The sequence below is a fragment of the Mesorhizobium sp. GbtcB19 genome (genome assembly GCF_019091085.1).
Classification (GTDB): domain Bacteria; phylum Pseudomonadota; class Alphaproteobacteria; order Rhizobiales; family Rhizobiaceae; genus Mesorhizobium.
In genome coordinates this window covers 427,585-453,401 of record NZ_JAGXJY010000003.1, presented here as the reverse complement: position 1 = coordinate 453,401, position 25,817 = coordinate 427,585, and the positions used below count along the sequence as shown (strand labels likewise).

24 protein-coding genes are annotated in these 25,817 nt (G+C 65.5%); 12 read left to right on the top strand and 12 right to left on the bottom strand.

The features are described from left to right. Window positions 1–10: 10 nt before the first annotated feature. The 3 genes from KVT37_RS08840 to KVT37_RS08830 form a co-directional block, all read right to left on the bottom strand. Window positions 11–916, bottom strand: coding sequence for a LysR substrate-binding domain-containing protein (locus KVT37_RS08840; RefSeq protein ID WP_217571765.1), 906 nt, complete (start codon window positions 914–916; stop codon window positions 11–13). Window positions 917–985: 69 nt separating this feature from the next. Further along, window positions 986–1,588 carry a DedA family protein gene (locus KVT37_RS08835; protein WP_217571763.1) on the bottom strand — a complete coding sequence of 201 codons (603 nt, stop codon included), beginning with the start codon at window positions 1,586–1,588 and terminating at the stop codon, window positions 986–988. After that, a complete protein-coding gene (locus tag KVT37_RS08830) occupies window positions 1,585–2,184 on the bottom strand; it encodes a methyltransferase domain-containing protein (protein WP_217571761.1) in 600 nt (199 codons plus the stop codon). The genes KVT37_RS08835 and KVT37_RS08830 overlap by 4 nt, the downstream gene beginning before the upstream one ends. 211 nt (window positions 2,185–2,395) lie before the next feature. Between KVT37_RS08830 and KVT37_RS08825 the strand changes: the two genes are divergently transcribed. From KVT37_RS08825 to KVT37_RS08810, 4 genes are all read left to right on the top strand, one after another. After that, complete coding sequence (locus KVT37_RS08825; RefSeq protein WP_217571759.1) at window positions 2,396–3,070, top strand: response regulator transcription factor; 675 nt, start codon at window positions 2,396–2,398, stop codon at window positions 3,068–3,070. Then, on the top strand, window positions 3,067–4,419 hold the full coding sequence (locus KVT37_RS08820) for a HAMP domain-containing sensor histidine kinase (RefSeq protein ID WP_217571757.1): 1,353 nt from the start codon (window positions 3,067–3,069) through the stop codon (window positions 4,417–4,419). The genes KVT37_RS08825 and KVT37_RS08820 overlap by 4 nt, the downstream gene beginning before the upstream one ends. A gap of 69 nt (window positions 4,420–4,488) precedes the next feature. Next, complete coding sequence (locus KVT37_RS08815) at window positions 4,489–4,938, top strand: Rrf2 family transcriptional regulator (protein ID WP_217571755.1); 450 nt, start codon at window positions 4,489–4,491, stop codon at window positions 4,936–4,938. Next, window positions 4,928–5,824 (top strand): NAD(P)/FAD-dependent oxidoreductase, encoded by an 897-nt coding sequence (locus tag KVT37_RS08810; protein ID WP_217571753.1) that lies wholly within the window; start codon window positions 4,928–4,930, stop codon window positions 5,822–5,824. The genes KVT37_RS08815 and KVT37_RS08810 overlap by 11 nt, the downstream gene beginning before the upstream one ends. 21 nt (window positions 5,825–5,845) lie before the next feature. On the opposite strand, the gene KVT37_RS08805 is transcribed toward KVT37_RS08810, so the two are convergent. Then, a complete protein-coding gene (locus KVT37_RS08805) occupies window positions 5,846–6,610 on the bottom strand; it encodes a DeoR/GlpR family DNA-binding transcription regulator (RefSeq protein WP_217571751.1) in 765 nt (254 codons plus the stop codon). A gap of 389 nt (window positions 6,611–6,999) precedes the next feature. On the opposite strand from KVT37_RS08805, the gene KVT37_RS08800 reads away from it, so the two are divergent. After that, a complete protein-coding gene (locus KVT37_RS08800; protein ID WP_217571749.1) occupies window positions 7,000–7,884 on the top strand; it encodes a phosphotransferase family protein in 885 nt (294 codons plus the stop codon). Continuing rightward, on the top strand, window positions 7,881–10,322 hold the full coding sequence (locus KVT37_RS08795) for an FAD-dependent oxidoreductase (protein ID WP_217571747.1): 2,442 nt from the start codon (window positions 7,881–7,883) through the stop codon (window positions 10,320–10,322). The genes KVT37_RS08800 and KVT37_RS08795 overlap by 4 nt, the downstream gene beginning before the upstream one ends. A gap of 12 nt (window positions 10,323–10,334) precedes the next feature. Here the strand turns inward: KVT37_RS08795 and KVT37_RS08790 are convergent, their stop codons facing one another. After that, window positions 10,335–10,967, bottom strand: coding sequence for a class I SAM-dependent methyltransferase (locus KVT37_RS08790; protein ID WP_217571746.1), 633 nt, complete (start codon window positions 10,965–10,967; stop codon window positions 10,335–10,337). A gap of 104 nt (window positions 10,968–11,071) precedes the next feature. On the opposite strand from KVT37_RS08790, the gene KVT37_RS08785 reads away from it, so the two are divergent. Further along, window positions 11,072–11,971, top strand: coding sequence for a phosphotransferase family protein (locus KVT37_RS08785; RefSeq protein WP_217571744.1), 900 nt, complete (start codon window positions 11,072–11,074; stop codon window positions 11,969–11,971). A gap of 19 nt (window positions 11,972–11,990) precedes the next feature. Here KVT37_RS08785 and KVT37_RS08780 read toward each other — a convergent pair whose 3' ends face one another. Together KVT37_RS08780 and KVT37_RS08775 are read right to left on the bottom strand one after the other, a co-directional pair. Then, window positions 11,991–12,914, bottom strand: a complete 924-nt coding sequence (locus tag KVT37_RS08780; protein WP_217571741.1) for a DMT family transporter — start codon at window positions 12,912–12,914, stop codon at window positions 11,991–11,993. 82 nt (window positions 12,915–12,996) lie between these two features. Continuing rightward, window positions 12,997–14,277 carry an amidohydrolase family protein gene (locus KVT37_RS08775; RefSeq protein ID WP_217571739.1) on the bottom strand — a complete coding sequence of 427 codons (1,281 nt, stop codon included), beginning with the start codon at window positions 14,275–14,277 and terminating at the stop codon, window positions 12,997–12,999. 174 nt (window positions 14,278–14,451) lie between these two features. Between KVT37_RS08775 and KVT37_RS08770 the strand changes: the two genes are divergently transcribed. Beyond that, window positions 14,452–16,206, top strand: a complete 1,755-nt coding sequence (locus tag KVT37_RS08770) for an ABC transporter ATP-binding protein (protein ID WP_217571737.1) — start codon at window positions 14,452–14,454, stop codon at window positions 16,204–16,206. 170 nt (window positions 16,207–16,376) lie between these two features. Here the strand turns inward: KVT37_RS08770 and ilvD are convergent, their stop codons facing one another. Then, a complete protein-coding gene (gene ilvD, locus KVT37_RS08765) occupies window positions 16,377–18,221 on the bottom strand; it encodes a dihydroxy-acid dehydratase (protein ID WP_217571735.1) in 1,845 nt (614 codons plus the stop codon). Between the two features lie 184 nt (window positions 18,222–18,405). Here ilvD and KVT37_RS08760 point away from each other — a divergent pair, with 184 nt between their 5' ends. The 3 genes from KVT37_RS08760 (at window position 18,406) to KVT37_RS08750 (ending at window position 19,902) form a co-directional block, all read left to right on the top strand. Further along, window positions 18,406–18,750, top strand: coding sequence for a helix-turn-helix transcriptional regulator (locus KVT37_RS08760; protein WP_217571734.1), 345 nt, complete (start codon window positions 18,406–18,408; stop codon window positions 18,748–18,750). A gap of 117 nt (window positions 18,751–18,867) precedes the next feature. Then, window positions 18,868–19,398, top strand: a complete 531-nt coding sequence (locus KVT37_RS08755; protein WP_217571722.1) for an SRPBCC family protein — start codon at window positions 18,868–18,870, stop codon at window positions 19,396–19,398. A 33-nt stretch (window positions 19,399–19,431) separates the two neighbouring features. Continuing rightward, window positions 19,432–19,902, top strand: coding sequence for a VOC family protein (locus KVT37_RS08750; RefSeq protein ID WP_217571720.1), 471 nt, complete (start codon window positions 19,432–19,434; stop codon window positions 19,900–19,902). Window positions 19,903–20,068: 166 nt separating this feature from the next. Here KVT37_RS08750 and KVT37_RS08745 read toward each other — a convergent pair whose 3' ends face one another. The 3 genes from KVT37_RS08745 to KVT37_RS08735 all read right to left on the bottom strand — a co-directional run bounded on the left by KVT37_RS08745 (window position 20,069) and on the right by KVT37_RS08735 (window position 23,257). Further along, on the bottom strand, window positions 20,069–21,661 hold the full coding sequence (locus KVT37_RS08745; RefSeq protein ID WP_217571718.1) for a peptide chain release factor 3: 1,593 nt from the start codon (window positions 21,659–21,661) through the stop codon (window positions 20,069–20,071). Between the two features lie 88 nt (window positions 21,662–21,749). Beyond that, the gene (locus KVT37_RS08740) at window positions 21,750–22,664 is read right to left on the bottom strand and encodes a haloalkane dehalogenase (protein WP_217571716.1); all 915 of its coding nucleotides are present in this window, start codon (window positions 22,662–22,664) and stop codon (window positions 21,750–21,752) included. Between the two features lie 5 nt (window positions 22,665–22,669). After that, a complete protein-coding gene (locus KVT37_RS08735; RefSeq protein ID WP_217571714.1) occupies window positions 22,670–23,257 on the bottom strand; it encodes a TetR/AcrR family transcriptional regulator in 588 nt (195 codons plus the stop codon). A 100-nt stretch (window positions 23,258–23,357) separates the two neighbouring features. Between KVT37_RS08735 and KVT37_RS08730 the strand changes: the two genes are divergently transcribed. After that, window positions 23,358–24,437, top strand: coding sequence for an FAD-binding oxidoreductase (locus KVT37_RS08730; protein ID WP_217571712.1), 1,080 nt, complete (start codon window positions 23,358–23,360; stop codon window positions 24,435–24,437). On the opposite strand, the gene KVT37_RS08725 is transcribed toward KVT37_RS08730, so the two are convergent. Further along, window positions 24,431–25,804, bottom strand: coding sequence for an amidase (locus tag KVT37_RS08725; protein ID WP_217571710.1), 1,374 nt, complete (start codon window positions 25,802–25,804; stop codon window positions 24,431–24,433). The genes KVT37_RS08730 and KVT37_RS08725 overlap by 7 nt on opposite strands. Between the last annotated feature and the right edge of the window lie 13 nt (window positions 25,805–25,817).

Below are 25,817 nucleotides of genomic sequence, written 5' to 3'. Positions count from 1 at the left end.
TGGAATTGCTCTAGCGGCGAACCATGCGCTGCGACTGGGCGAGGCCGATGAAATCGCGCGCGGCCTGCGGCAGGCTGGAGCCGCGGCGCCAGACCATGCCGACCTGGACCACCGGCAGCGAGCCGGAAATGTCGCGCGATTCGATGCGGTCGCCTTCCAGCGACCAGGGCCGGTAGACAAGGTCCGGCAGGAGCGCCACGCCGGCGCCCGTGGCGACCAGGCTGCGAACCGCTTCCACCGAACGCGTGCGGAAAGCGACATGCGGCCTGGCGCCGATCGCCGACAAGAGCTTGCCCGTGTTCTCCTCGATCTCGTCGACTGTGAGCATGATCAGCGGCTCGGACGCGATATCGCCGATGCCGATGATGTCGGCGCTGGCCAGCCTGTGGCTGAGCGGGATCCACAGCCGGTAGGCCGAGACTTCCAGGATTTCCGACTGCAGCGCGGTGCGGTCGCGCAAATTGGACGTGACCATGACGGCAATGTCGAGCTTGCCGCCGACCAGAAGATGCTCGAGATAGTCGCCATTGTCCTCGATGGCCGAAACCTCGACGCCCGGATAGGCGCGGCGGTAGCGGGCGAGCAGATCGGACAGCACATAGCCGGCGACCAGCGAGGTGACGCCGAGTTGCAGGCGGCCGCCGGCGACGGCCTGCTCGCTGGAAAAGGAACGGCGCGCGTCGGAGACATCGGCCAGGATTTTTGTCGCGTGGCGCAGGAACTGGTGGCCCTTGTGGGTGATGTTGAGGCCGCGCGGATGGCGCTCGAAGAGCTCGACGCCGAGGTCGCTCTCCAGCTCCTTGATCGCCTCGGTGACCGAGGATTGCGAAATCGAGAGGTTCTGGGCGGCACCCGAGACGGTGCCCTGCTCGGCGACAGCGACGAAGAACTGGAGTTGACGGATGGTGAAGGCCATGGCCGGACTAAACACCGGCGCGTGCGGGAAAGAAAGCGGGGGCAGCGCATCGTTTGCGCCGGGCAGCGTCTACCCTCCTGCAACGCGGCGCCAGTGGGAGCGCAGCGCGACGAGGAACGCGATTTCCAGGGCGAGCACGACAGCCATGATGCGAAACGCCACCGTGGGCAGATCGTGGACGCTGTCGCGCATCGCGTAGCCGGCAAGAAGGAAGGAAGCATTCCACAGCATCGCGCCAAGCAGGGTGGCCAAAGCGAAGGGCAAAGCCGGCAGGCGCAGCGCACCGGCGGCAATCGGCAGGTAATTGCGCACCGTGGGCACGAACTGCGCCAGCAGCGAGGCGCGCATGTGATTGCGGCGGTACGCGCCGGAAAACCGCAGATAGGTTTCGTGGCGCAGGAAGATGTAGCGGCCGCAACGCCGGGCCAGCGTGTCGGCACGGGCCGGCCCGAGCCGGCCACCCAGCGCGAACCAGAACAGGCAGCCGGCTGTCGAAGCCAACGTCGTCACCATGAGCAGGGTGCCGAGCGCCGCAAGATCGGACGCCCTGGTCATGCCGAGAAAGAGCAGCAACACATGCGACGGCGGCGCAGGCAGGATCTTTTCGGTAAAGGCCAGGCAGGCGGCACCGAACAGGCCAAGTCCCAGCATCGCCGACAGGAGATCGGTCATGAGAAGCGCCAGTCATAGGTGCTGAGGCTCTTGATCCTGGAGACACGATAGACCGTCGCCGGCGGAAAGTTGCGGAAGGTGCCGCCGATGCGGACCGCCTCGAGGTCGAGCCGGTCGAGGACCGTCTGATCGAAAGGGCAGCGACGGCCAAAGGTAAACTGGTAGAGGGCTGCACCCGGCCGAAGAGCGGCAAAAACGCCTTCGAGGATGGCGGATGATTTGCGCGGCGATATCAGCCGAAACGGCAAGCCGCTGACAGCCGCGCCGACGACCGGGCCATCGAACAGCGGCAGATGGCGCAGGCCGACCGCGTCCATCTCGACGATGCGCGCCGTCGGGAAGCGGCGGGCGAGCAGCGCGGCGAAATCCGGATCGGACTCGACCAACGTCAGGTCGTTTTCGCTAACGCCGCGCTGCAGCAGGGCGCGCGTGAAAGGACCAGTGCCCGGCCCGAGCTCCAGCACCGGACCTGTGTCGGGCCCAATCTCACGCGTCATCAGCGCCGCAAGGCTGGGACTGGAGGGCGTGACCGAGCCCATCCGGAACGGCGCCAGCGTCCAGGCCATCAAGAAGGACAAAGCGTCATTTGCAGGCATGTTGACCTCATTGTTTTCCGCGGGCGATTCGGTTGCCCGGTCTTCGACGAGGCGCTGTTTGAGAGCAGCGGATTGCATGGACATTGCGGATGTTATGGCTTCGCGAAAGAAAAGGCTCGCTGCCGGCAGCGAGAACTGGCGCCATGTTTACGCAATCCTGGCGCGATAGCCGGCAGGGATTGTAAGAAGTCGCGAGCGTAAGAGGTTTTCAATGCGTATCCTGCTGGTCGAGGACGAGCCGGAAATGGTTTCGGCGCTGCGGGCGGCGCTGAAGCGGCACGACATGGTGGTCGATCACGCCGCCTCGCTGCTGGAAGCGGAAGGGTTCGTCGCCGTCGACGGCTACGACGCGATCCTGCTCGACCGGCAGTTGCCGGATGGCGACGGGCTGACGCTGGTGCCAAGACTTCGCGCCGCGAGGAACACGACGCCGGTGCTGATGCTGACGGCGAGGGGCGACATTGCCGACAAGGTCGACGGGCTCGACATGGGCGCCGACGACTATCTGGCCAAGCCCTTCGCCTTCGAGGAACTGCTGGCGCGGCTGAGGGCATTGCTGAGGCGCCCGGCGGCGATCGAGACGCAGACCATCCGCGCCGGCCATCTTTCGCTCGATGTCGGCCATCGCGAGGCCTCGATCCGCGGCGAGCCGCTCACCCTGCCGCGGCGTGAATTGCTGGTGCTGGAAGCGCTGATGCGGCGCACCGGCCGTATGGTGCAGCGCGAGGCCTTGATGGAAGCCGTGTTCGGGCTCGACGACGAGATCCAGTCCAACGCGCTCGACACCCATGTGTCGCGGCTGCGCCGCAAGCTCGCCGAGGCCGATGGCGGGGTGGTCATCAACGGCATACGCGGCGTCGGCTACCTGCTGCGCGAGACGACATGAGCCTTCGCCGGCCGCGCTCGCTGAAATGGAGCCTGGTGCTGCGCATCGCCATCCTGCAATGCGTGATGCTGACGTTGATCATCGCCGGCATCATCGGTGTCATGCTGGCCACCGGCATCATTCCGCACGACTATGAGGACGGCACCATGGACGTGCTGGCGGATGCGGTGGCGCGCGACACCAATGGCGCGCTGGTGCTGAAGGAAAATTCCGATCTGGCGAAGCTGCGGTCGGATGTTCCGGACCTCTGGTTCATCATCCGCGACAAGGAAGGACACCGGCTTCAGGAAGGGACGGTGCCGGCAAAATTCCAGCCCTTCGTCGCACTGCTGGACAATATCGGCGATGCCCGCATCGATCCCGCCATCGGCGACGCCGCGCCGCCGGGCGGAAAGATCCGCTGGACGGACACGGCGGCCGGCAAGGTCCAGATCATGAGCGGCACCAAGGGCGAGCTTTCGTTGCTGCGCGTGCTCGGATCGGCGCCTGAGCTCTTCCTGCAGGGCATCCTGCCGCTGGCCGGGCTGATGGCGCTGGCGACGCTGTTGGCAACGCCCTGGGTGGTACGCGGCGCGCTTTCCGGCCTTGGCAACGCGGCGCGGGCGGCAGGGCAGATCGACATCGACAAGCGCGGCGTGCAGCTGCCGCTGGACGGCGTGCCGAAGGAAGTCACGCCGCTGGTCGATGCGGTCAACGCGGCGCTGTCGCGACTCGATGCCGGTTACGCGCGGCACAAGCGCTTCCTGAGCGATGCCGCGCATGAGCTCCGAACGCCGGTCGCCATCCTCAACACGCGGCTCGCCGCGCTGCCGGCGACGCCCGAGCGCGCCAGGCTGCTGCAGGATGCCGCGCGGCTGTCGACGCTCGCCGACCAGTTGCTCGACCTGCAGCGGCTCGACCGCCAGGCCGAGCATTTCGGACCGGTCGACCTGGTCGCCCTCGCCCGCAACGTCGTGCTCGACCTGGCGCCGATGGCTTTTGCCGCCGGCTACGAGATGTCGTTCGAGCCGGCGAAGGAAAAGCTGATCGTGCGCGGCGACCGCACGGCGATCGAGCGCGCCGTGACCAATCTCGTCCAGAACGCGATCGATCATGGCGGCAAGGCCGGCCGCATATCGATCAGCATCCGGTCGCCCGCGATGATCGAAGTGCTGGACGAAGGCGACGGCGTGCCGCCGTCCGAGCGCGAGCGCATCTTCGAGCCGTTCTACCGCTTGCACCCGCAGGATCACGGCGCCGGCCTCGGCCTGAACCTGGTGCGCGACCTGATGCAGTTGCATGGCGGCAAGGTCGAGGTGCTCGACGGCAAGGCCGGCGGCGCCTGTTTCCGGATGGTCTTTCCGGCCTGACATCGGGCCGATCTTCGCGGCGATCCAAGGAGGTTTGACATCGGCGCCATTCGTAACTAATTAAGTTACATGAAGCGCAACAGCCGACTGTCCTCGACCCTGCATATCCTCGTCCATATGGCCGACGCCCCCGACCGGGCGCTGACCTCCGAGCAGCTTGCCGGCTTCATCCACACCAATCCGGTGGTCGTGCGCCGCACCATCGCCGGGCTGCGCGAGGCGGGCATCGTCACCTCGTCACGTGGCCATGGCGGCGGCTGGCAGCTCGGCCGCGCGCCGGACAGGATCTCGCTGGCCGAGATCAGCGCGGCGCTTGGCGAGACACTGCTGCCGTTCAGCACCGAGCCGGAAAGTCCCGGATGCCTGGTCGAGCAGGCGGTGATCGCCGTGCTCGACGATTTTCGCCTGGAGGCGGAGAGGCTGCTTGCCGAAAGGCTCAGCCATATCACGCTGGCCGACCTGACGGCCGATTTCCGCCGCCGTTACGACCTGATTGGAATATCCAGCCATGCAGTATGATGTGATCGTCGTCGGCGGCAGCTTCGCCGGCCTGTCCGCCGCCATGTATGCGGCGCGCGGACGGCGCAAGGTGCTGGTGATCGATGCCGGAAAGCCGCGGAACCGCTTCGCCGAACATTCGCATGGCTTCTTCGGCCAGGACGGGCGCTCGCCCTCGGACATTCTCGACGAGGCCAAGGCACAGTTGCTTGCCTATCCCACCGTCACTGCGATCGATGCCCGCGCCGAGAAGGCCTCGATCACCGGCAATGGCTTCGAGGTCGCGACGGACAACGGCGAGAGTTTCGGCGCGACGCGGCTGGTGCTCGCCACCGGCGTCCGCGACATCCTGCCGGAGGTTCCCGGCCTTGCCGCGCAGTGGGGCAAGACGGTGCTGCATTGCCCCTATTGCCACGGTTACGAGGTGGCCGGCGGGCCGCTCGGGGTGCTGGCGACCGGACCGATGTCGCTGCACCAGGCCGAGCTGATCTCCGACTGGGGCGACGTCACGCTGTTCGCCAACGGGCTGTTGGAACCGGACGCCGACGAGGCGCGGGCATTGGAGCAACGCATGATCCGCTTCGAGCCGGCCAAGGTGAGCGAAGTGCAGGAAGACGGATCGGGCGGCCTGGCCGTCAGGCTCGATGACGGCCGCAGCGCAAGCGTGCGGGCGTTGTTCACCGCGCCACGCAACGAAATGGCAAGCCCGCTCGCCGAGCAGTTGGGCTGCGCCTTCAATGAAGGCCCGCTTGGCCGGGCGATCGTGGTCGACGACAAGCAGCAGACATCGGTGCCCGGCGTGTTCGCGGCCGGAGACGCCGCGCGCATGATGCACAACATCGCCTTCGCGGTGTCGGGCGGCGCCATGGCCGGGGTCGCGGCGCATCAATCGCTGGTGTTCGGCTAGCTTCTTTTTTCCTGGGTAATTTCAGGCCGTCGCAATGGTCAGGCGCGCGCCGGCCTGGCTCAGCGCGGCGGCGACGTCATGCGGCGGCGGCTGGTCGGTGACAAGCTCGGAAAAGCCGTCGAAGCCGCAGACCCGGACAAGGCCCTGGCGGCCGAACTTGGTGTGGTCGGTGATGACCAAAGAGCGCTGGCCGCGCGACAGCACCATGCGGGCGAATTCCGCCTCGTCCAGATCATAATCGGTCAAGCCGGCAACGGCGTCGACCGCGCCGATCGAGATCACCGCATGATCGACCGAGAAACGGCTGACGAACTCGATTGCCGAAATGCCGAAAGCCGCGCCTGAATCGCTGCGCAGCTCGCCGCCCGCCATATAAACCTTGTTGCCGTTGACCGTCGCCAGCGTGCGGGCAATGTCGGAGGAATTGGTGACCACCGTCAGCCGGCGGTGCCCGAGCAGCTCGCGCGCCAGGAAGGATGTGGTCGTGCCGGTGTCGAGCATGACCGCCTCGCCGTCGCGGATGGTGGCCGCGACCATCCTGGCGATCAGGCGCTTGGCTTCGGCATTCTCGCGCATGCGCCGCTCGAACGGCGCCTCGCCCACCATCGAGGCAAGCCCCACCGCGCCGTGCATCTTCAGCACCGAGCCGTCATCGGCGAGGGGCTTGACGTCGCGCCGCACCGTTTCCAGCGAGACGCCGAGACGTTCGGCGAGGCTGGCTATGGTGATCGTGCCCTCCTCCTTGAGGAGTCGCAGGATCTCGCCATGCCGTTTCGAATGGATCATGTGGATGTCCGGGATTTTGACCGAATTTAAGGCTTTGACAACGCTTTGAAAGGAGTTGCTTATATTTTCGGGCAAAACACCCAAAAAAGGTCACAGCTTTTGATTGACAGTTCCGCCACCACGGCATGAGAGTGCTTGCAAGTGACAAGGCTCGGAACTGCTAGCGGGAGGGTAATGGCAGAGCCGCAACCTAGTGACCAGATCGTCTGGAAACAGCCAGGCGCGGGCTTTTATCGAATCCGCGGGGGCGGATGCCGGGATCCTAAACCTGGCCAAGGGGCTCGTCGGTGCGGTGCGGGATACCGATCCTGGCGTCTCGCACCGACGAGGCTTTTTTGTTTTTTCCCATCGCTGTTTTCCGGAGGACCGGCTTGGGCCGGAGCAAAGCCGTGACTGCCGAAGACCGTATCCGCGCCTTGCCGTGCTGGAGCGGCAGCATCGAGATCGCGCCGCTGCCGGGCGGCCTCAGCAACGCCAACTATATCGTCACGGACGCCGCCGGGCGCCATGTCGTGCGCTTCGGCCAGGATTTCCCGTTCCATCATGTCTTCCGCGAGCGCGAGGTGATGACGGCGCGCGCCGCGCACGCGGCCGGCTTGGCGCCGGCCGTCCACTATTCCGAGCCCGGCATTCTGGTGACGGCGTTTCTCGGCGCGAAGACCTTTCTCGGCGAGGACGTGCGGGCCAATCTCGGCCGCGTGGCGGCGCTCCTGCGCGGCTTCCATCGCGAGATGCCGAACTATGTCTCCGGCGCCGGCTTCATGTTCTGGGTGTTTCACGTTATCCGCGACTATGCGCGCACGCTGGACGAAGGCGGCAGCCGCAAGAAGGACCAGTTGCCGCGCTATCTTTCGCTCGCCGACGAGCTCGAGCGGGCGCAGAAGCTTTTGCCGATCGTGTTCGGCCACAATGATCTTTTGCCGGCCAATATCCTCGACGACGGCCAGCGGCTGTGGCTGATCGATTTCGAATATGCCGGCTTCAACACGGCGATGTTCGACCTTGCCGGCGTCGCCTCGAATGCCGGCATGAGCGACGACGAGTCCTTCGCCTTCATGACCGCCTATTTCATGAAGGAGCCGGACACCGAAATCCGCCGCTCGCACGCCGCCATGCAATGCGCATCGCTGCTGCGCGAGGCGATGTGGAGCATGGTCTCCGAGCTCTATCTCGACGCGCCCGGCATCGACTACGTCGCCTATACCGAGGAGAACCTCGTGCGGCTCGACGCGGCGCTTGACAACTACCGGACGAAATACGGACCAAAGTCATGACCCTGCCCAGCCATGCCGGGATCGTCGTCATCGGCGGCGGCATCATCGGCTGTTCCACCGCCTATCACCTGGCGCGCGACCACAAGGCCGATGTCGTGCTGCTCGAACAGGGCAAGCTGACCTCGGGCTCGACCTGGCACGCGGCCGGGCTGGTCGGGCAGTTGCGCTCGTCGGCCTCGATCACGCGCGTGCTCAAATATTCGGTCGAGCTCTACAAGGGGCTCGAGGCCGAGACGGGTTTGGCCACCGGCTGGAAGATGACCGGATGCCTTCGATTGGCGACGAACGCCGACCGCTGGACCGAGTTCAAGCGGCTGGCGACGACGGCCAAGAGCTTCGGCATGGACATGCAATTGCTGTCGCCGGCCGAGGTGAAGCGCATGTGGCCGCTGATGGAGACCGGCGATCTGGTCGGCGCCTCGTGGTTGCCGACCGACGGGCAGGCGAGCCCCTCCGACATCGCCCAGTCGCTCGCCAGGGGCGCGCGCATGCATGGCGCGAAACTGTTCGAGGACGTGCGCGTCACCGGCTTTGAAATGAAGGACGGCCGCATCACCGCGGTGAAGACGGAAAAAGGCGACATCGCCTGCGACAAGGTGGTGAACTGCGCCGGGCAATGGGCACGACAGGTCGGCGCGATGGCCGGCATCAACGTGCCGCTGCAGCCGGTCAAGCACCAGTATATCATTACCGAGAAGATCGAGGGGCTCGCCACCGACGCGCCGACGATCCGCGACCCCGACCGCCGCACCTATTTCAAGGAAGAGGTCGGCGGACTGGTGATGGGCGGCTATGAGCCCAATCCGCAGGCATGGACGACAGGCGATGTTCCCAACGACTGGGAGTTCCGCTTGTTCGACGACGACTACGATCATTTCGAACAGCATATGACCCAGGCGATCGCGCGAGTCCCCGCCCTGGAAACCGTCGGCGTCAAGCAGATGATCAACGGACCGGAAAGCTTTACGCCGGACGGCAACTTCATCCTCGGCGTCGCGCCCGAATGCACCAATATGTTCGTCGGCGCCGGCTTCAACGCCTTCGGCATCGCATCGGGCGGCGGCGCCGGCTGGGTGCTGGCGCAATGGGTGGTCGACGGCGAGGCGCCACTCGACCTGTGGGTGGTCGACATCAGGCGTTTTTCCGGCCTGCATCGCGACCGCGACTGGGTCCGCGACCGCACGCTGGAAGCCTATGGCAAGCATTACACGATCGGCTTCCCGCATGAGGAATATCTGTCGGGACGGCCGCGTATCGTCTCGCCGCTCTATGAGCGGCTGGAGAAACATCGCGCCGTGTTCGGCTCCAAGCTCGGCTGGGAGCGGCCGAACTGGTTCGCGCCCGACGGCGCGGCCGCCGAGGACGTCTATTCGATGGGCCGGCAGAACTGGTTCGGCCCGGTCGGGGACGAGCACCGGCATGTGCGCGAGAAGGTCGGCATCTTCGACCAGTCCTCCTTCGCCAAATATGAGCTGACCGGTACGGATGCGCTGAAGGCACTCGACTGGATCTGCGCCAACGACATCAACAAGCCGGTCGGGCGGCTCACCTACACGCAGTTGCTCAACACACGCGGCGGCATCGAGGCGGACCTCACTGTGTCGCGGCTCGGCGAGGACAGGTTCTATATCGTCACCGGCACCGGCTTCCGCACGCATGACCTGTCCTGGATCGGCGACCATATCGGCGCCGGCCTCCACGCCAGGCTGAACGACGTCACGGAAGAGTACGGCACGCTGTCGCTGATGGGGCCACACGCCCGCGACGTGCTGTCGGCGGTGACGGAGGCCGACGTCTCCAACGCCGCCTTCCCCTTCGGCCATGCGCGCGAGATCGCGATTGCCGGCCACACCGTGAAGGCGCTGCGCGTCACCTATGTCGGGGAGCTCGGCTGGGAGCTGCATGTGCCGATCGCCGCCACGGGCGAGGTCTTCGAAGCGCTGATGACGGCGGGCAAGCCGCATGACATTCGCCCGGTTGGCTACCGCGCGCTGGAATCGCTGCGGCTGGAGAAGGGTTATCGCGCCTGGGGCTCCGACATCACGCCGAACGACACGCCGCTGGAGGCGGGCCTCGGCTGGGCGGTGAAGCTTCGCAAGAATACGGATTTCGTAGGACGCAGGGCACTGGAGAAAGCTAGCGGCAAGCCGCTGACCAAACGCTTTGCCGGCTTCACGGTCGACGATCCGGAGATCGTGCTGGTCGGCCGCGAGACGATCCTGCGCAATGGCGCGCCGGTCGGTTATCTGACCAGCGGCGGCTATGGCTATACGGTGGGCAAGAACATCGGCTACGGCTATGTGCGCAATGCCGACGGCGTCAGCGACGAGTTCCTCGCCTCTGGGGACTACCAGCTGGTGGTGGCGATGGAGGCCACGCCGGCAAAGATCCATCTCGAGCCGATGCATGACCCGGCCGGGACAAAGATAAAGGCCTGACCATCGGGCCGGTCAGCTGACGCGCAGCACCAGGCCCCGGCTCGGCACGGTATCGGATTCGCCCGGCATCGAGGCGTAGGGCCGCGTTTCCTCGACACGCATCAGCCGGCCCTGCGCTTCGAGCTCGGCGATGCGCGCGGCGAAGCCGGCCTGCCAAAGCGTGTTCTTGACAGTCAGCACGATGACGCCGCCGGAACGGCAGATGCGGATCAACTCGTCCAGGCCCTCGACCCCGACATGGCCGGAGGTGAAGACGCCGGCCGAAATGATGCCGGCATAGGCGCCGTCGGCGAAGGGCAGTGCGTCGCCCATCGCCAGGCGATGCAGGGCCGTGTAGACGCCCTTGGCGCCGGCCTTGTCCAGCATGCCTTGTGAGATGTCGAGCGCCTCGACCTTAGGGTAGCCGGTGATGGAGAGCCATTCGCCGATCAATCCGGTGCCGGCGCCGGCGTCGAGCAAGGGTTCGGCGCCGCGCGGCAGGTGCCGGGCAAGCAGCGCCAGGCAGATCGTCGGGTGGCGATAACCTGCCGCCGACATGTCGGCATCGTAGGTGTCCGCCCAGCTGTCATAGATCGCGGCCACGTCTTCCGGCCGCTTCGCCGCATAAGCTGCGCCCAGCGCGCTGTTCTGCTTGCCGTTCGTCATTGCTGCTCCCGACGCCCCGACTCTCGTTCAATGGATGATAGCCAAGCCGTCAAAATTGTGGAACCGTCAGAGCCGTAACAAATGGCGTGAAGCGGGGACACGACATGACCGACGAGTTGCGCGCGGCGCTGGCGGCCATTCCGATGCTGGCGGGCTATGACGGAGCGCTGGAGCGGCTCGGCGGCCTGACCAACATGGTCTACAGGGCCGGCGAAGTCTGTCTGCGCATTCCCGGTAAGGGCACGGAAGAATATATCAACCGCGCCAACGAGGCCGTGGCGGCGCGCGAAGCGGCCAAGGCCGGCGTCAGCCCGGAAGTGCTTTATGCCGATCCGGCAACCGGCCGGATGGCGACGCGCTTCATTGCCGGCGCCGAGACGATGTCGCCGGAGAAATTCAAAACGCGCAAGGGGAGCCCGGCCCGCGCGGGCGAGGCCTTCCGCAAGCTGCATACGTCGGGCGCGGTGTTTCCCTTCCGCTTCGAACTGTTCGCGATGATCGACGACTATCTCAAGGTTCTGTCGACCAAGGATGTGGCGCTGCCCGCAGGCTATCATGACGTGGTGCGCGAAGCAGGCGCGGTGCGCGCCGCCCTTGATGCGCACCCGATCGAGCTTGCCGCCTGCCATTGCGATCCGCTGTGCGAGAATTTTCTCGATACGGGCGAGCGGATGTGGATCGTCGACTGGGAGTATTCCGGCATGAACGATCCGCTGTGGGACCTCGGCGACCTCTCGGTCGAGGGCCAGTTCGACGAGGGCCAGGACGAGGAGCTGATGCGCGCCTATTTCGGCGGCGAGGCGCGACCGGCCGAGCGCGGCCGCGTCGTCATCTACAAAGCGATGTGCGACCTCTTATGGACGCTGTGGGGGCTGATCCAACTCGCCAACAACAATCCGGTCGACGATTTCCGCGCCTATGCCGACGGCCGCTTCGCCCGCTGCAAGGCGCTGATGGAGGCGGCGGAGTTCTCGCGCCATCTTGCGGCCGTGCGCGCCGGTTGAGCGGCGAAAAATCCTGACGTCAGTTCACGCCCTTCGGCACGTTCTCCGGCGGCACCTCGGTCTCCACCACCTTCTGGCGATGGAAGATGAACATGCCGGCGAGCACGACGATGGCCGCGCCGACCAGGATGCGCAGGCTCGGCACGTCGCCGAAGAAGGCGAGGCCGAAGACGATCGCCCAAAGCAGCAGGCTGTAATGCAGCGGTGCCAGCGTCGAGGCGGGCGCCAGCTTCAGCGCCCGTGTGATCATCAGATGGGCGGCGCAGGAGACGACGCCGAGCAGGAGCATGGCGCCGAAATCGAGCGCCGACGGCGCGCGCCAGGCGCCGATGGCAAGCGCGCCGCCGACCAGCAGCGTGCCGATGGTCTGCCAGGTGACCAGGGTCGTGTCGCTGGTGCCGCGCAGCAGGCGACTCAGGATGATGGCGAAGGCGAAAGCGATGCTGCCGACCAGCGCGAAGCCGGAAGACATGGAGAAGGCCGCCGAGGACGGCTTCAGGATGATCAGCACGCCGCAGAAGCCGACCAGGATGGCCAGCCAGCGGCGCCAGCCGACCTTTTCGCCGAGCAGCAGGTGCGACAATGCCGCGACGTAGATCGGCCCTGCCATGTAGAAGCTCATCACGTCGGCGAGCGGCAGGTAGACGACCGCGGCGTAGAAAAGCGCGGTATCGGTGGTGGTGGCGACGACACGCAGGACCTGCAGAAGCGGCCGTTCCATGTGAAACAGCTTGCCCGTGCCCTGGTTGGCGATCATCGGGCCGAGCACGATGAAGGCGCCGATCGACCGGATCAGCACCACCTGTCCGACGGAAAAGGAGGCGACCAGCCATTTGCCCATCGCGTCGTTGAGCGCGAACATGAAGTCGCCGGCCAGCATCAGAAGGATGCCGGCCAGCAGCACGTTCCTGATCGTAAAGTTGCGGGCAAGGGGCTGAGCCATGCCGGCTCCCTAGCCGCAAGCAGCCGGTTTGACGAGGGTAATTCGGCCGATCGGTGAGACCAGCAGCGGGATTCGGCTGGTTCTAGCTGGTCTTGTGCCGCCGGTTGACCTGCGCCGGCCGCCCCGAGATCGACAGCCTGGTTTCCTGCCTGGTCCGCTCGGCCACGACCTTGCCCCTGGCGATGACGCAGAGACGTTCGGGGCGCAGGCGAACGGCCTCGATCGGGTTGCCGGCGTCGAGCACGACGAGGCTGGCGCGCTTGCCGACGGCGAGGCCGAGATGATCGAGGCCCATGATGGCGGCGTTGACGTTGGTGACCATGTCGAAGCAGCGCGCCATGTCGGCCGGGCTCGACATCTGCGCGACGTGCAGGCCCATGAAGGCGACGTCGAGCATGTCGGCCGTGCCCAGCGAATACCAGGGGTCGAGCACGCAATCCTGGCCCCAGCCGACGCGGATGCCGAGCGCCAGCATCTCCTTCACCCGGGTCAGGCCGCGCCGCTTCGGGAAGGTGTCGTGGCGCCCCTGCAGCATGATGTTGATCAGCGGGTTGGGGATGGCCGAGACGCCGGCCTCCGCGATCAGCGGCAACAGCTTCGAGACGTAGTAATTGTCCATCGAATGCATCGACGTCAGATGCGAGCCGGCCACCCTGCCCTGCAGGCCGAGCCGCTGCGTTTCATAGGCGAGCTGCTCGATATGGCGCGACAGCGGGTCATCGGTCTCGTCGCAATGCATGTCGACCATCAGGCCGCGCTTGGCGGCGATCTCGCAAAGCTCCGTCACCGAGCGGGTGCCGTCGGCCATGGTGCGCTCGAAATGCGGGATGCCGCCGACGATGTCGACGCCCATGTCGAGCGCGCGGACGGTGTTTTCCAGCGCGGTCGGCGAGCGGTATAGGCCGTCCTGCGGGAATGCGACCAGTTGCAGGTCGATGTAGGGCGCGACGGTCTTCCTGACGTCGAGCAACGCTTCCACCGCGAGCAACCGGTCGTCGCAGACATCGACGTGGGTACGAATGGCAAGCAGGCCCATCGACACAGCCCAGTCGCAATAGGCGAGCGCGCGGTCGCGCACCGCCTCATGCGTCAGCAGCGGCTTCAGTTCGCCCCAGAGCGCGATGCCTTCGAGCAGCGTGCCTGACGCGTTGATGCGCGGGATGCCGTAGGACAGCGTGGCGTCCATGTGGAAATGCGGGTCGACGAAGGGCGGCGACACGAGATTGCCGCGCGCATCGATCTCGCTCGGCGCGGAGTCCGGCAGTTTCTGCTCGATCGCGCGAATGGTCTCGCCGGCAATGCCGATATCGGCAATCCTGCCATCCGGCAGCGTGCCGCCGCGCACGATGAGGTCGAAATCCATCTGTCGTCACCCTTTTCAAGAATCGGCAGCCATCGTGGCCGAAAAGACAGCCTGAAGCAGCCTTTTCTTTCCCCGGCGGCCGAAAGGTTCCATCGCGCCGCAACTCGCTCTATAAGCCGCCTCTCGCCCCGGTGGCGAATCCGAAATTCGTGCAGCCAGACACAGGATCGGCCGTTGTTTCGCTTCTTCCGCTCGACGGAAAACCAGCGCCTCATCGCGAGGCTGGTGAGGGAGTCGTTCCACGAGCATAAGTTCGGCTATGGCGCGGCCATAGTGTCGATGCTGGTGGTAGCCGTCATGACGGGCGCCAGCGCCTGGATCCTGAAGGAGATCACCAACGAGTTCGTGATCTACAAGAGGATCGACCGCGTCAACCTGATCGCCGCGGGGGTGGCCACGATCTTCGTCGTCAAAGGCCTCGCAACCTTCGTCCAGAGCTATTTCATGAGCCGTGTCGGCAATGCCATCATTGCCGACCGGCAGCGCAAGATCTACGACCAGATTCTCGCGCAAGGCATCGAATTCTATCATTCGACGTCGTCGTCGGACCTGATCACCCGCATGACCAACAATGCGCAGGCCGCCCGCAGCGTGCTCGACCTCGTCGTCACCTCCTATGTGCGCGACCTGGTGACGCTGATCGTGCTGGTGGTGGTCATGGTGTGGCAGCAGCCGGCGCTGTCGCTGATCTGTTTCGTCGTCGGACCGGTTGCGGTCTATGGCGTCAACCTCATCCTGAAACGTGTGCGCAGCATCGCCGCCATGGAATTCCGCTCGCTCGGCCAGATCGTGCATGTGATGCAGGAAACGGCGATCGGCGTGCGCGTCGTCAAATCCTTCAATCTCGAAGGCGCGATGCGCAAGCGCATGTACAAGGCGGTCTCGGATGTCGAGAACCGCGCCAACAACATCGCCACGCTGGAGGCCGCCACCAGCCCGGTGATGGAAACGCTGGCCGGGCTGGCAATCGCCGGCGCGGTCTTTGTCAGCGGCTTCCTGGTGCTGCAGGGCGGCCAGATGCCGGGCAACATCATGGCCTTCATCGCGGCGCTGCTGCTGGCCTATGAGCCGGCAAAGCGCCTGGCGCGCGTGCGCATCTCGCTCGAGACCGGCATCGTCGGCGTGCGCATGATGTTCCAGCTCGCCGACCGGCCGCTGACGCTCGCCGAAAAGCCGGACGCCAAGCCGCTGCGAGCAGGCCCGGGCGAAATCCGCTTCGACAATGTCGACTTCGCCTATCCGGAAAGCCCGCCGGTGTTCGAGGGTTTCAACCTGACGCTGGCAGCCGGCAAGATGACGGCGCTGGTCGGGCCGTCCGGCAGCGGCAAGTCGACGATCCTGAACCTCATCATGCGCATGTATGACCCGCAGACCGGCAAGGTGGAGTTCGACGGCCAGGACATTTCTTTCGCCACGCTCGATTCGCTCAGGCGCAAGATCGCCTATGTCAGCCAGGACACCTTCCTGTTTGCCGGAACAATCATGCACAATATCCGCCTTGGTCGGGAGGATGCGACCGACGCGGAGGTGATCGCCGCCGCCAGGGCCGCCAACGCGCACGAGTTCATCAGCGCCATGGCCAAGGGCTACGAGACGGACGTGGGCGAGAACGGCGCGCTGCTGTCCGGCGGCCAGCGCCAGCGCATCTCGATCGCGCGCGCCATGCTGCGCAATGCCGAGATCCTGCTGCTCGACGAGGCGACCAGCGCGCTCGACGCCGAGTCGGAAGCGCTGTTCCGCGACGCGCTGCAGCAGCTGACCGTGGGGCGCACGACGATCGTGATCGCGCACCGGCTGTCGACCGTGCACCAGGCCGACACGATCGTGGTGCTGGAGAAGGGCAAGGTGCTGGAAAGCGGCCCGCATAAGACGCTGCTCAGGCAGGGCGGGCTGTACCAGAAGCTCTATGAGTATCAGTTGATGCCGTAACGCGGCGCTCCCCTTCTCCCCTTCTTGTGGGAGAAGGTGTCGCCGAAGGCGACGGATGAGGGGTGTTCCAGGAAACGCCAGCGTCTCACTCCGCTGGAACACCCCTCATCCGTCTCGGCGCTGCGCGCCGATCCACCTTCTCCCACAAGGGGAGAAGGAGAAGCGCTTTCTCACTCCGGCACTTTGCGCACCGCGCCCTTGTCGGCGCTGGTGGCGAAGGCGGCGTAGGCGCGCAGCGCGGTGGTCACCTTGCGCTTGCGCTTTTCCGCCGGCTTCCAGGCGTCCGCGCCCTTGGCGTTCATGGCAGCTCGCCGCGCGTCGAGTTCGGCATCGCTGATGGCGAGGCGGATGGTGCGGTTGGGGATGTCGATCTCGATCGTATCGCCTTCCTGAACCAGGCCGATGGCGCCGCCTTCGGCGGCTTCCGGCGAGACGTGGCCGATCGACAGGCCCGACGTGCCGCCGGAGAAGCGGCCGTCGGTGATCAGCGCACAGGCTTTGCCGAGGCCCTTCGACTTCAGGTAGCTGGTCGGGTAGAGCATTTCCTGCATGCCCGGGCCGCCGCGCGGCCCCTCATAGCGGATGACGACGATGTCGCCGGCCTTGATCTCGTTGCCGAGGATCGCCTTCACCGAGGCGTCCTGGCTTTCGAAGACGCGGGCCGGGCCGGTGAACTTCAGGATCGACTCGTCGACGCCGGCGGTCTTCACGATGCAGCCGTCGAGCGCCAGATTGCCTTTCAGCACCGCAAGGCCGCCGTCCTTCGAGAACGGCGTCTTTGCCGAGCGGATGACGCCCGTCTCGCGGTTCGTGTCGAGTTCGTCCCAGCGGCGATCCTGGCTGAAGGCGACCTGGGTCGGCACGCCGCCGGGCGCGGCGAGGAAGAACTCGCGGACATTCTCGGCCGAGCTGCGCGAGATATCCCAATGGTCGAGCGCTTCGCCGAGGGTGGCGGTGTGCACTGTCGGCAGGTCGCGGTTGATCAGGCCGGCGGCGTCGAGCTGGCCGAGGATGGCCATGATGCCGCCGGCGCGATGGACGTCCTCCATGTGCACGTCGGACTTGGCGGGCGCCACCTTGCACAGCACCGGCACCTTGCGCGACAGACGGTCGATATCTTCCATGGTGAAGTCGACCTCGCCCTCGTGCGCGGCGGCGAGGATGTGCAGCACCGTGTTGGTCGAGCCGCCCATGGCGATGTCGAGGGCCATGGCGTTCTCGAAGGCGCCCTTCGAAGCGATGCTGCGCGGCAAGGCGCTTTCGTCTTCCTGCTCGTAATAGCGCTGGGCGAGATCGACGACGAGATGGCCGGCCTCGACAAACAGGCGCTTGCGATCGGCATGGGTGGCCAACGTCGAACCGTTACCCGGCAGCGACAGGCCGAGCGCCTCGGTCAGGCAGTTCATGGAATTGGCGGTGAACATGCCGGAACACGAGCCGCAGGTCGGGCAGGCCGAGCGCTCGATGACCTTGACATCCTCGTCGGAGATCTTGTCGTCGGCGGCCGCGACCATGGCGTCGACCAGATCGAGCGCCTGCGCCTTGCCGGCCAGCACCACCTTGCCGGCCTCCATCGGGCCGCCGGAGACGAAGACGGTCGGGATGTTGAGACGCAGCGACGCCATCAGCATGCCGGGAGTGATCTTGTCGCAATTGGAGATGCAGACCATGGCGTCGGCGCAATGCGCGTTGACCATGTACTCGACGGAATCGGCGATCAGCTCGCGCGACGGCAGCGAATAGAGCATGCCGTCATGGCCCATGGCGATGCCGTCATCGACGGCGATGGTGTTGAATTCCTTGGCGACGCCGCCGGCCTTCTCGATCTCGCGCGCGACCAACTGGCCGAGGTCCTTCAGATGCACGTGGCCCGGCACGAACTGGGTGAAGGAATTGACCACCGCGATGATCGGCTTGCCGAAATCCGAATCCTTCATGCCGGTGGCGCGCCACAGGCCGCGGGCGCCGGCCATGTTGCGGCCATGGGTGGTGGTGCGGGAACGATAGGCGGGCATCGAATTGTCCTTGCTGGCTGGCCGCGCCGGCGCGCGGCGGGCGGCGCTCAAATTTTAGTCGGCAGCGGTTATAGCGGCCATGGTCCGGCATGACCACCATTTTGCACTGCGCCAGGAAGCTGGTTGACCATCGATGTCGATTTGTATATAGCCATTTAGGAATATAACTGATTGGCTATCTAATATGAACCAACTCGACATTACTTTTGCAGCGCTTTCCGACCCGACGCGGCGCGCCATTCTCGCGCGGCTGATCGACGGCGAAGCTTCGGTGATGGAACTTGCCGAGCCTTTCGCCATGAGCCAGCCGTCGATCTCGAAACATCTCAAGGTGCTCGAGAACGCAGGCCTGATCTCGCGCGGCCGCGATGCGCAGCGCCGGCCATGCCGGCTCGAAGTGAAACCGCTGGCCGAGGCCACCGAGTGGCTGGAGCGCTACCGCAAGATCTGGGAAGGCAATTTCCAGCGGCTCGACGCCTTGCTGGGCGCATTGCAGGCCAGCAACAACCCGGGCGAGGCGGAACAATAGCCGAAGCTGGGCGTATCCGGCCTATGGCACACGGCCTGATCAGAAAAACTTCGGTCGTGTCGGACCGGCGGCTGGCCGGACGTCCTTGGGTTCAGCAAGCGCAAGAGAGGACTTTCGATGAGCACCACGAGATTGCCAGGCCCGACCGTCGCGACGCTGACCGTTACAACTCCCAGCGATCGCGAGGTGCGCATAACCCGCATCTTCAATGCGCCGCGTGCGATGGTGTTCGATTGCTGGACTGTTCCCGAGTTGCTCAAGGGCTGGCTGCATGGTCCAGAGGGCTGGCGGCTGGATGTGTGCGAGATCGACCTCAGGGTCGATGGGAAGGCACGCTATGTGTGGCGTCATCGCGACGGACAGGCGATGGGCATGAGCGCAACCTACCGCGAGATCGTCCGGCCGAGCCTGATCGTGGCCAGCGAGTTGTTCGACGAGGATTGGACCGGCGGCGAGACGCTTGGAACCGTGGTTTTCGCCGAGGTCGACGGCAAGACGCTGCTGACGCAGACGATCCTCTACGCATCGCAGGCCGCGCGCGACGGCGCGCTCGGCACCGGCATGACCTCGGGCATGGCCGACAGTTACGCGCAGCTCGATGCCCATCTCGCGTCGCTGCAAAACGCGGCCGCCAGAGGCGCCGCCTGACCCCTTCCCCAAGAAAGCCCAAAGGAGAAAACGATGCAGAAGATCACCACCTTCCTGTGGTTCGACACCCAGGCCGAAGACGCGATGAACCATTACATCTCCATCTTCAAGAATTCGAAGGTGCTGAGCGTGACGCGCTGGCCCGAAGGCCATCCGCAGCAAGGCCGGGTGCTGGTCGCCTCGTTCGAGCTCGATGGTGTTCAGTTCCTGGCGCTGAACGGCGGACCGCAATACAAGTTCACCGAGGCGATCTCGCTGTCGATCGACTGCAAGACGCAAGCCGAGGTCGATCATTTCTGGACCAGGCTTACCGAAGGTGGCGGCGAGCCAGGACCTTGCGGGTGGCTGAAGGACAGATTCGGCGTTTCCTGGCAGGTCGTGCCGGAGCAGCTGCCGCGTCTGCTTCAAGACCCCGACCGGGGCAAGGCCGGCCGCGTCATGGACGCCATGATGAAGATGGGCAAGATCGAGATCGACAAGCTGGAGGCGGCGGCGAAGGGGTGAGCGCGACTTTCCCTTCTCCCCCTGTGGGAGAAGGTGTCGCCGAAGGCGACGGATGAGGGGTGTTCCAGGGAACGCCAACGCCTCACTCCGCTGGAACACCCCTCATCCGTCTCGGCGCTGCGCGCCGATCCACATTCTCCCACAAGGGGAGAAGGGAAGGCCGTGCCTACGCCGCCTTGTCGCGAACCTGATAGTCCTTCACCGCTGTAAAGCGGATCGCTTTCCAGCGCTCGGCTTCGTAATTCAGCGAGAAGGCGTGCTGGGCGAGGAAGACCGGATCGTTGTCGAGATCGCGGGCGATGTCGCCGCGATGCGATTCGATGAAGCGTTGCACTTCCGCCCTGTCGTCGGCCGAAATCCAGCGGCAGACGGAGAAGCGCGACATCTCGAAATCCACCGGCAGCGTGTATTCGATGTTGAGCCGTTCCTTCAGCACGTCGAGCTGCAGGGCGCCGACGACGCCGACGATGGCCGGCGAGCCGTCCTCGGGCGAGAACAGCTGCACGACGCCTTCCTCGGCCATCTGGTGCAGCGCTTCCTTGAGCTTCTTGGCCTTCATGGCGTCGCCGAGGCGGACGCGGCGCAGGATTTCGGGCGCGAAGTTCGGCACGCCGCGGAACAGGATCTCCTCGCCCTCGGTCAGCGTGTCGCCGATGCGCAGCGTGCCGTGGTTGGGGATGCCGACGACGTCGCCGGCAAAAGCCTCGTCGGCGGTGACGCGGGTGCGGGCGAAGAAGAACTGCGGTGCCGAAAGGCTCATCGGCTTGCCGGTGCGCACGAGCTTGGCCTTCATGCCGCGCTCCAGCTTGCCAGAGCAGACGCGGACGAAGGCGATGCGGTCGCGATGGTTGGGATCCATGTTGGCCTGGATCTTGAAGACGAAGGACGTCATCTTGTCCTCGGTCGCCTCCACCGTGCGCTCATCGGCTTCCTGGGCGCGCGGCGGCGGGCCGTAGGCGCCGAGCGCCTCGATCAGGTCGCGCACGCCGTAATTGCGGAGCGCCGAGCCGAAATAGACCGGGGTCAGATGGCCTTCGCGAAAGGCTTCAATATCAAGAGGCCGGCAAGCTTCCCGCGCGAGCTCCAACTCCTCGATGAAGTCGTTGCGCTCGTTTTCCGGCAAAAGCCCGGCGACGCGGTTGGAATCCGGGCCGTTGACCGGCGTGCGCTCCTTCTCGTCGTCGCTGCGGCGCACGGCGTTCTGCGCCAGATGGTAAGTGCCGGAAAACGTCTTGCCGCGGCCGATCGGCCAGGTGACCGGCGCGGTGTCGAGCGCCAGCTTCTGCTCGATCTCGTCCAGTATCTCGAACGGGTCGCGGCTCTCGCGGTCCATTTTGTTGACGAAAGTGATGATCGGGATGTCGCGCAGGCGGCAGACCTCGAACAGCTTCAGCGTGCGCGGCTCGATGCCCTTGGCGGCGTCGATGACCATGACGGCCGAATCCACCGCCGAGAGCGTGCGGTAGGTGTCGTCGGCGAAATCCTCGTGGCCGGGCGTGTCGAGCAGGTTGAAGACGTTGTCGTCATATTCGAAGGTCATCACCGAGGTGACGACCGAGATGCCGCGCTCGCGCTCGATCTTCATCCAGTCGGACCGCGTCTGGATGCGGTCTTTCTTGGCCTTGACCTCGCCGGCAAGCTGGATCGCGCCGCCGAACAGCAGCAGCTTTTCGGTGAGCGTCGTCTTGCCGGCGTCGGGGTGCGCGATGATCGCGAAGGTGCGGCGGCGCGCAACCTCTTCAGGTATCGTTTCGGGCATTTCTTTTTAAGGCGTTCCGTGTGACAGGCGGCGCTTCTACCAGCGTGGCGCCGGCCTGTCGACATGGGGCCTTGCCCGCCTCTCCGGCTCAAGCCGGCTCGGCCGCGCTTTCCGCCCTGGCGATCTGAGGCAGCCAGCCGGCGATCGCCTCGCCGATCGCATCGGGGTGATCTTCCTGCAGATAGTGGGCGCCCGGACCCAGGTCGATGAAGCGGCAGTTCTTCAGTCCCGCCGCGAACTCCTTTGCCGCCTGTGCTGAGATCAGAGCGCCTGGATCGCCGGCGAACAGCAGCTTCGGATAGGAGGAAAGCCGCAGCGCGCGATGATCGTGCTCGCTGATCGCCGCGACATCCGCCGGCTGGTTCTCGATCGGCAGTTCGCGCGGCAGGCGCAGCGCCGGCTTGCGCGACTGCGGCGTCGGGAACGGCGCACGGTAAGCGTCCATCTCCTCCGCGCTCATCTTGCGCAAGATGGAAGCAGGCAGGATCTTTTCGACGAAGACGTTCTCCTCCAGCACCAGCTTCTCGCCGGCGCCCGGCGTGCGCAGCGCCTTGAACAATTCGCGCGCCTGCGGACGCTGGTGGAAATCCTCCCAGCGCTCGAAGGGCCGAATGAACTCCATGAAGGCGAGGCCGAGGACGCGCCTGGGCCGCCGCGCCGCAAAATGGAATGCCAGCGCCGTGCCCCAGTCCTGCGCGACGAGCACCAGGTCCTTGAGATCGAGCGCTTCGATGAAGGCGTCGAGATAGCGGACCTGATCGAAGAAGCGATAATCGATGTCGGGCTTGCCCGACTGGCCGTAGCCGATCAGGTCGGGCGCGATGCAGCGGCCGAACGGCGCGACATGCGGAATGATGTTTCGCCATATGTAGGAAGAGGTCGGGTTGCCGTGCAGGAACAGCACGGTCGGGCCGGACGTGCCGGCCTCCAGATAGGACATCGTGGAATCAAGCACGGCGATCTCGCCACGTCGCAGCGGAACTTTCTCTGTCGTCGAATTCATCGGAATCACTCCCTTCCGAACACGGTGCTGAAGATGATTTTCTTGAACCGCTCGAGCGGTTCCGGACTGCGCTCGACCTTCATGCGCAGCATTGCGCCCTGCCAGGACGACAGCAGGAAATCGGCGAGGTCCTCGGCATCGAAAGCCTTGGTGATCTCGCCTGCAGCCTGACCCTCGGCGATGCAGGCCGCGAAGGGTCGGCGCCAGCGCTCGAAGATGTCGACCAGCCTGAGCCGCAGCGGTTCGCTGTGCACGGCCGTTTCGAGGCTGAGATTGCCGATCATGCAGCCGCGCGCCCAGTCATGCGCCTCGAGCTTGGAGGTGATGATTTCGAGGTAGCGGCGGAGCCTGCCGATGGGCGGCGTGCCGTCTCGCGCCAGCGCGTTCTCCACCAAGCCGCTGACATAGGCGAAGTAGCGTTCCAGCACCTCGCCGGCGAATTCTTCCTTCGAGGCAAAATGGTTGGTGAAGGAGCCCGGCCGGGCTCCCGCGGCCGCAACGATGTCGCGGACGCCGGCGGCGGTGTAGCCGGCATTCCAGATGGTCTGGAAGCCGGCCTCGAGGAGATTTTCGCGGAGTGATTGTCTAGCCATACCGACATAATACGTACGTACGTATTGATGTCAAGCTCAGAAGTTTGCATTGGCAAAAGCTCCCGCAAATGGCAGGTGGAGACCTTCACCGCGAACAGGGATGGAGAGCAGCGTGGCGAAAGAAATCATCGTCATCGGCGCCGGCATCATCGGCGCTTCGATCGCCTGGCACCTGACGAAAGCCGGCGCGCGGGTGACGGTCATCTCGACAAGCGGTGCCGGCGGTGTCGCCACACCCAATTCCTTCGCCTGGATCAATGCCAGCTGGGGCAATCCCGAGACCTATTTCCGACTGCGTGTCCGCGCCATGGCCGAGTGGAAGAGGCTGGCGAAGGACGTGCCAGGGCTGCCGCTCGCCTGGTGCGGCGGCCTGTGCTTTGATCTGCCCGCCGACAAGCTGGAAGCCTACGCTGCCGAACACTCGTCATGGGGATACGGCATCGAGCGCGTCGACCGTGAGCGGGCGGCGCAAATCGAACCTAACCTTGTCGACCCGCCCGATTTCGCCGTTTACGTTGCGGAAGAAGGCGTGGCTGAACCCGTCGCAACCGCCAAGGCGTTGCTGGCGGATGCCGAACGGCTTGGCGCGCGGGTGGCGACCGGCACGGTGGAGAGGCTGACATTCGGTGACGGCAAGGTCACAGGCGTGGTCGTTTCGGGCGAAACCATCAGCGCGGACGACATCGTCATCGCGGCCGGCACAGGTGCGCCGGCGGTAGCCGCAACGGCCGGCATCGAATTGCCGATCGAGACTCCGCCAGGTCTCATCGTGCACTCACGTCCCCATGGAAAGCTGCTCAACGGGCTGGTGCATGCCGACAGACTGCATATGCGCCAGACGGCCGAGGGCCGCATCATCGCCGGCTCGGATTTCGCCGGCGGCGATCCTGGCGAAAACACGGAAGCCACGGCGCGCGACTTATTCGCAGCTATGAAGGGCGCATTGCGTGGCTCGGACAGTCTGGAGCTCGATTTCCACACGGTCGGCTACCGGCCCAATCCGGTCGACGGTTTTCCGATCATCGGCCGCGCCGAGGGCGTCGGCGGCCTTTATATCGCCGTGATGCATTCCGGCATCACACTGGCGCCGGCCATCGGCCTGTTTGCCACGCGAGAAATCCTCGAGGGCGAGCGCGATGCGTTGCTCAAGCCTTACGGGCTGGAGCGTTTCGCTCAATAACCCGGCGGCCGGCAAAAGCCGCCAGCGAGCGGCGCAATCGCGGCCACAATGCCGAGCAGCCGCGCTTCCGACCAATGCCGGCCGACCAGTTGCAGGCCGATCGGCAAGCCATCGCTATCCTGCCCGCAAGGGAATGCCACTGCCGGATGGCCGGAGTAGTTAAAGACCGCGCCGTGAGCCGGCAGCATCCAATAGCTTTCGCCCTTGCCGTTGACCTCGAGCGGACTGCCGGGCTTGCAATGCGGGAAGGCCGTCGTCATGGCGACCGGACAGAGCAAGGCATCGCAGCTTTCGAAGAAGCGTTCCCAGGCGAGGATCGAGCGATCGCGGCGGGCGAGCGCCGCGAACCACGACGATACCGGTGTCGGCTGGCCCGGCGGCTCCGGTTGGGCAGCCTCGAGCATCATGCCGATCAGCTTGCCGCCCTCGGCGAGGTCGTCGTGCAGATCGAGCGCCGGCAATCTCGCGGCCTCGACGCGCGCGCCGGCGGACGCGAGCTGCGCCGCCAGCTTCTCCAGCGCGGCGCTGATCTCGGCGACCACCGGGAAACCGGAGAACCCGCCGGCGAAGGCTATACGCAGCGATTTCAGCTCGAGCTTCGGCATCGTCTCCACGGGTACCGGCGGCAAATCCACGTCCGCTCCGTCCGGCCCGGCGATGATGCGATAAATCAGGGCCAGATCCTCGGCGCTGCGCGCCAGCGGACCGACGCAGGACATCAGCCGCACGCTGCGCGGCGAGTCGCCCGGATTGGGGAAAGCGCCGGCCAGCGAGACACGATGCTCGGTCGGCTTCAGGCCGTAGACGCCGCAAAAGGCGGCCGGCAGACGGACAGAATCCTGCATGTCGGTGCCGACCTCGAAAGGCGTCATGCCCGCCGCGATCGCTGCCGCGGCACCACCGCTGGAGCCACCGGCGGTGCGCGACACATTCCACGGGTTCCCGGTCCGTCCGAACAGCGGGTTGTCCGACTGCCAGTCGCCCAGCATGGTCGCCACGTTGGTCTTGCCGACCAGCACCGCGCCTGCCGCCTTCAGCCGCGCAACGACCGGACTGTCCTGCCTGGCCGTATAGTCGGCGAAAGGGGGAAAACCGGCGGTCGTCCTCATGCCCGCCGTCTCATGCGCGTCCTTCAGGGTGAAAGGCACGCCGTGCAGCGGTCCAAGCCTGTCGCCGTTAGCCTGCGCCGCATCGGCTTGCCGGGCGCGTTCGCGTGCTCCCTCCCGGTCGAGGATGACGACGGCATTCAGCGTCTCATTGTGCCGGTCGATCCGTGCCAGATGTGCGTCGAGCGCCTCGACCGCCGATATTTTGCGCGCCGCGATCGCGGCGGCGATTTCCGGGATCGAAGAGAAGGCGAGGTCCATGACGGGTGCTCCG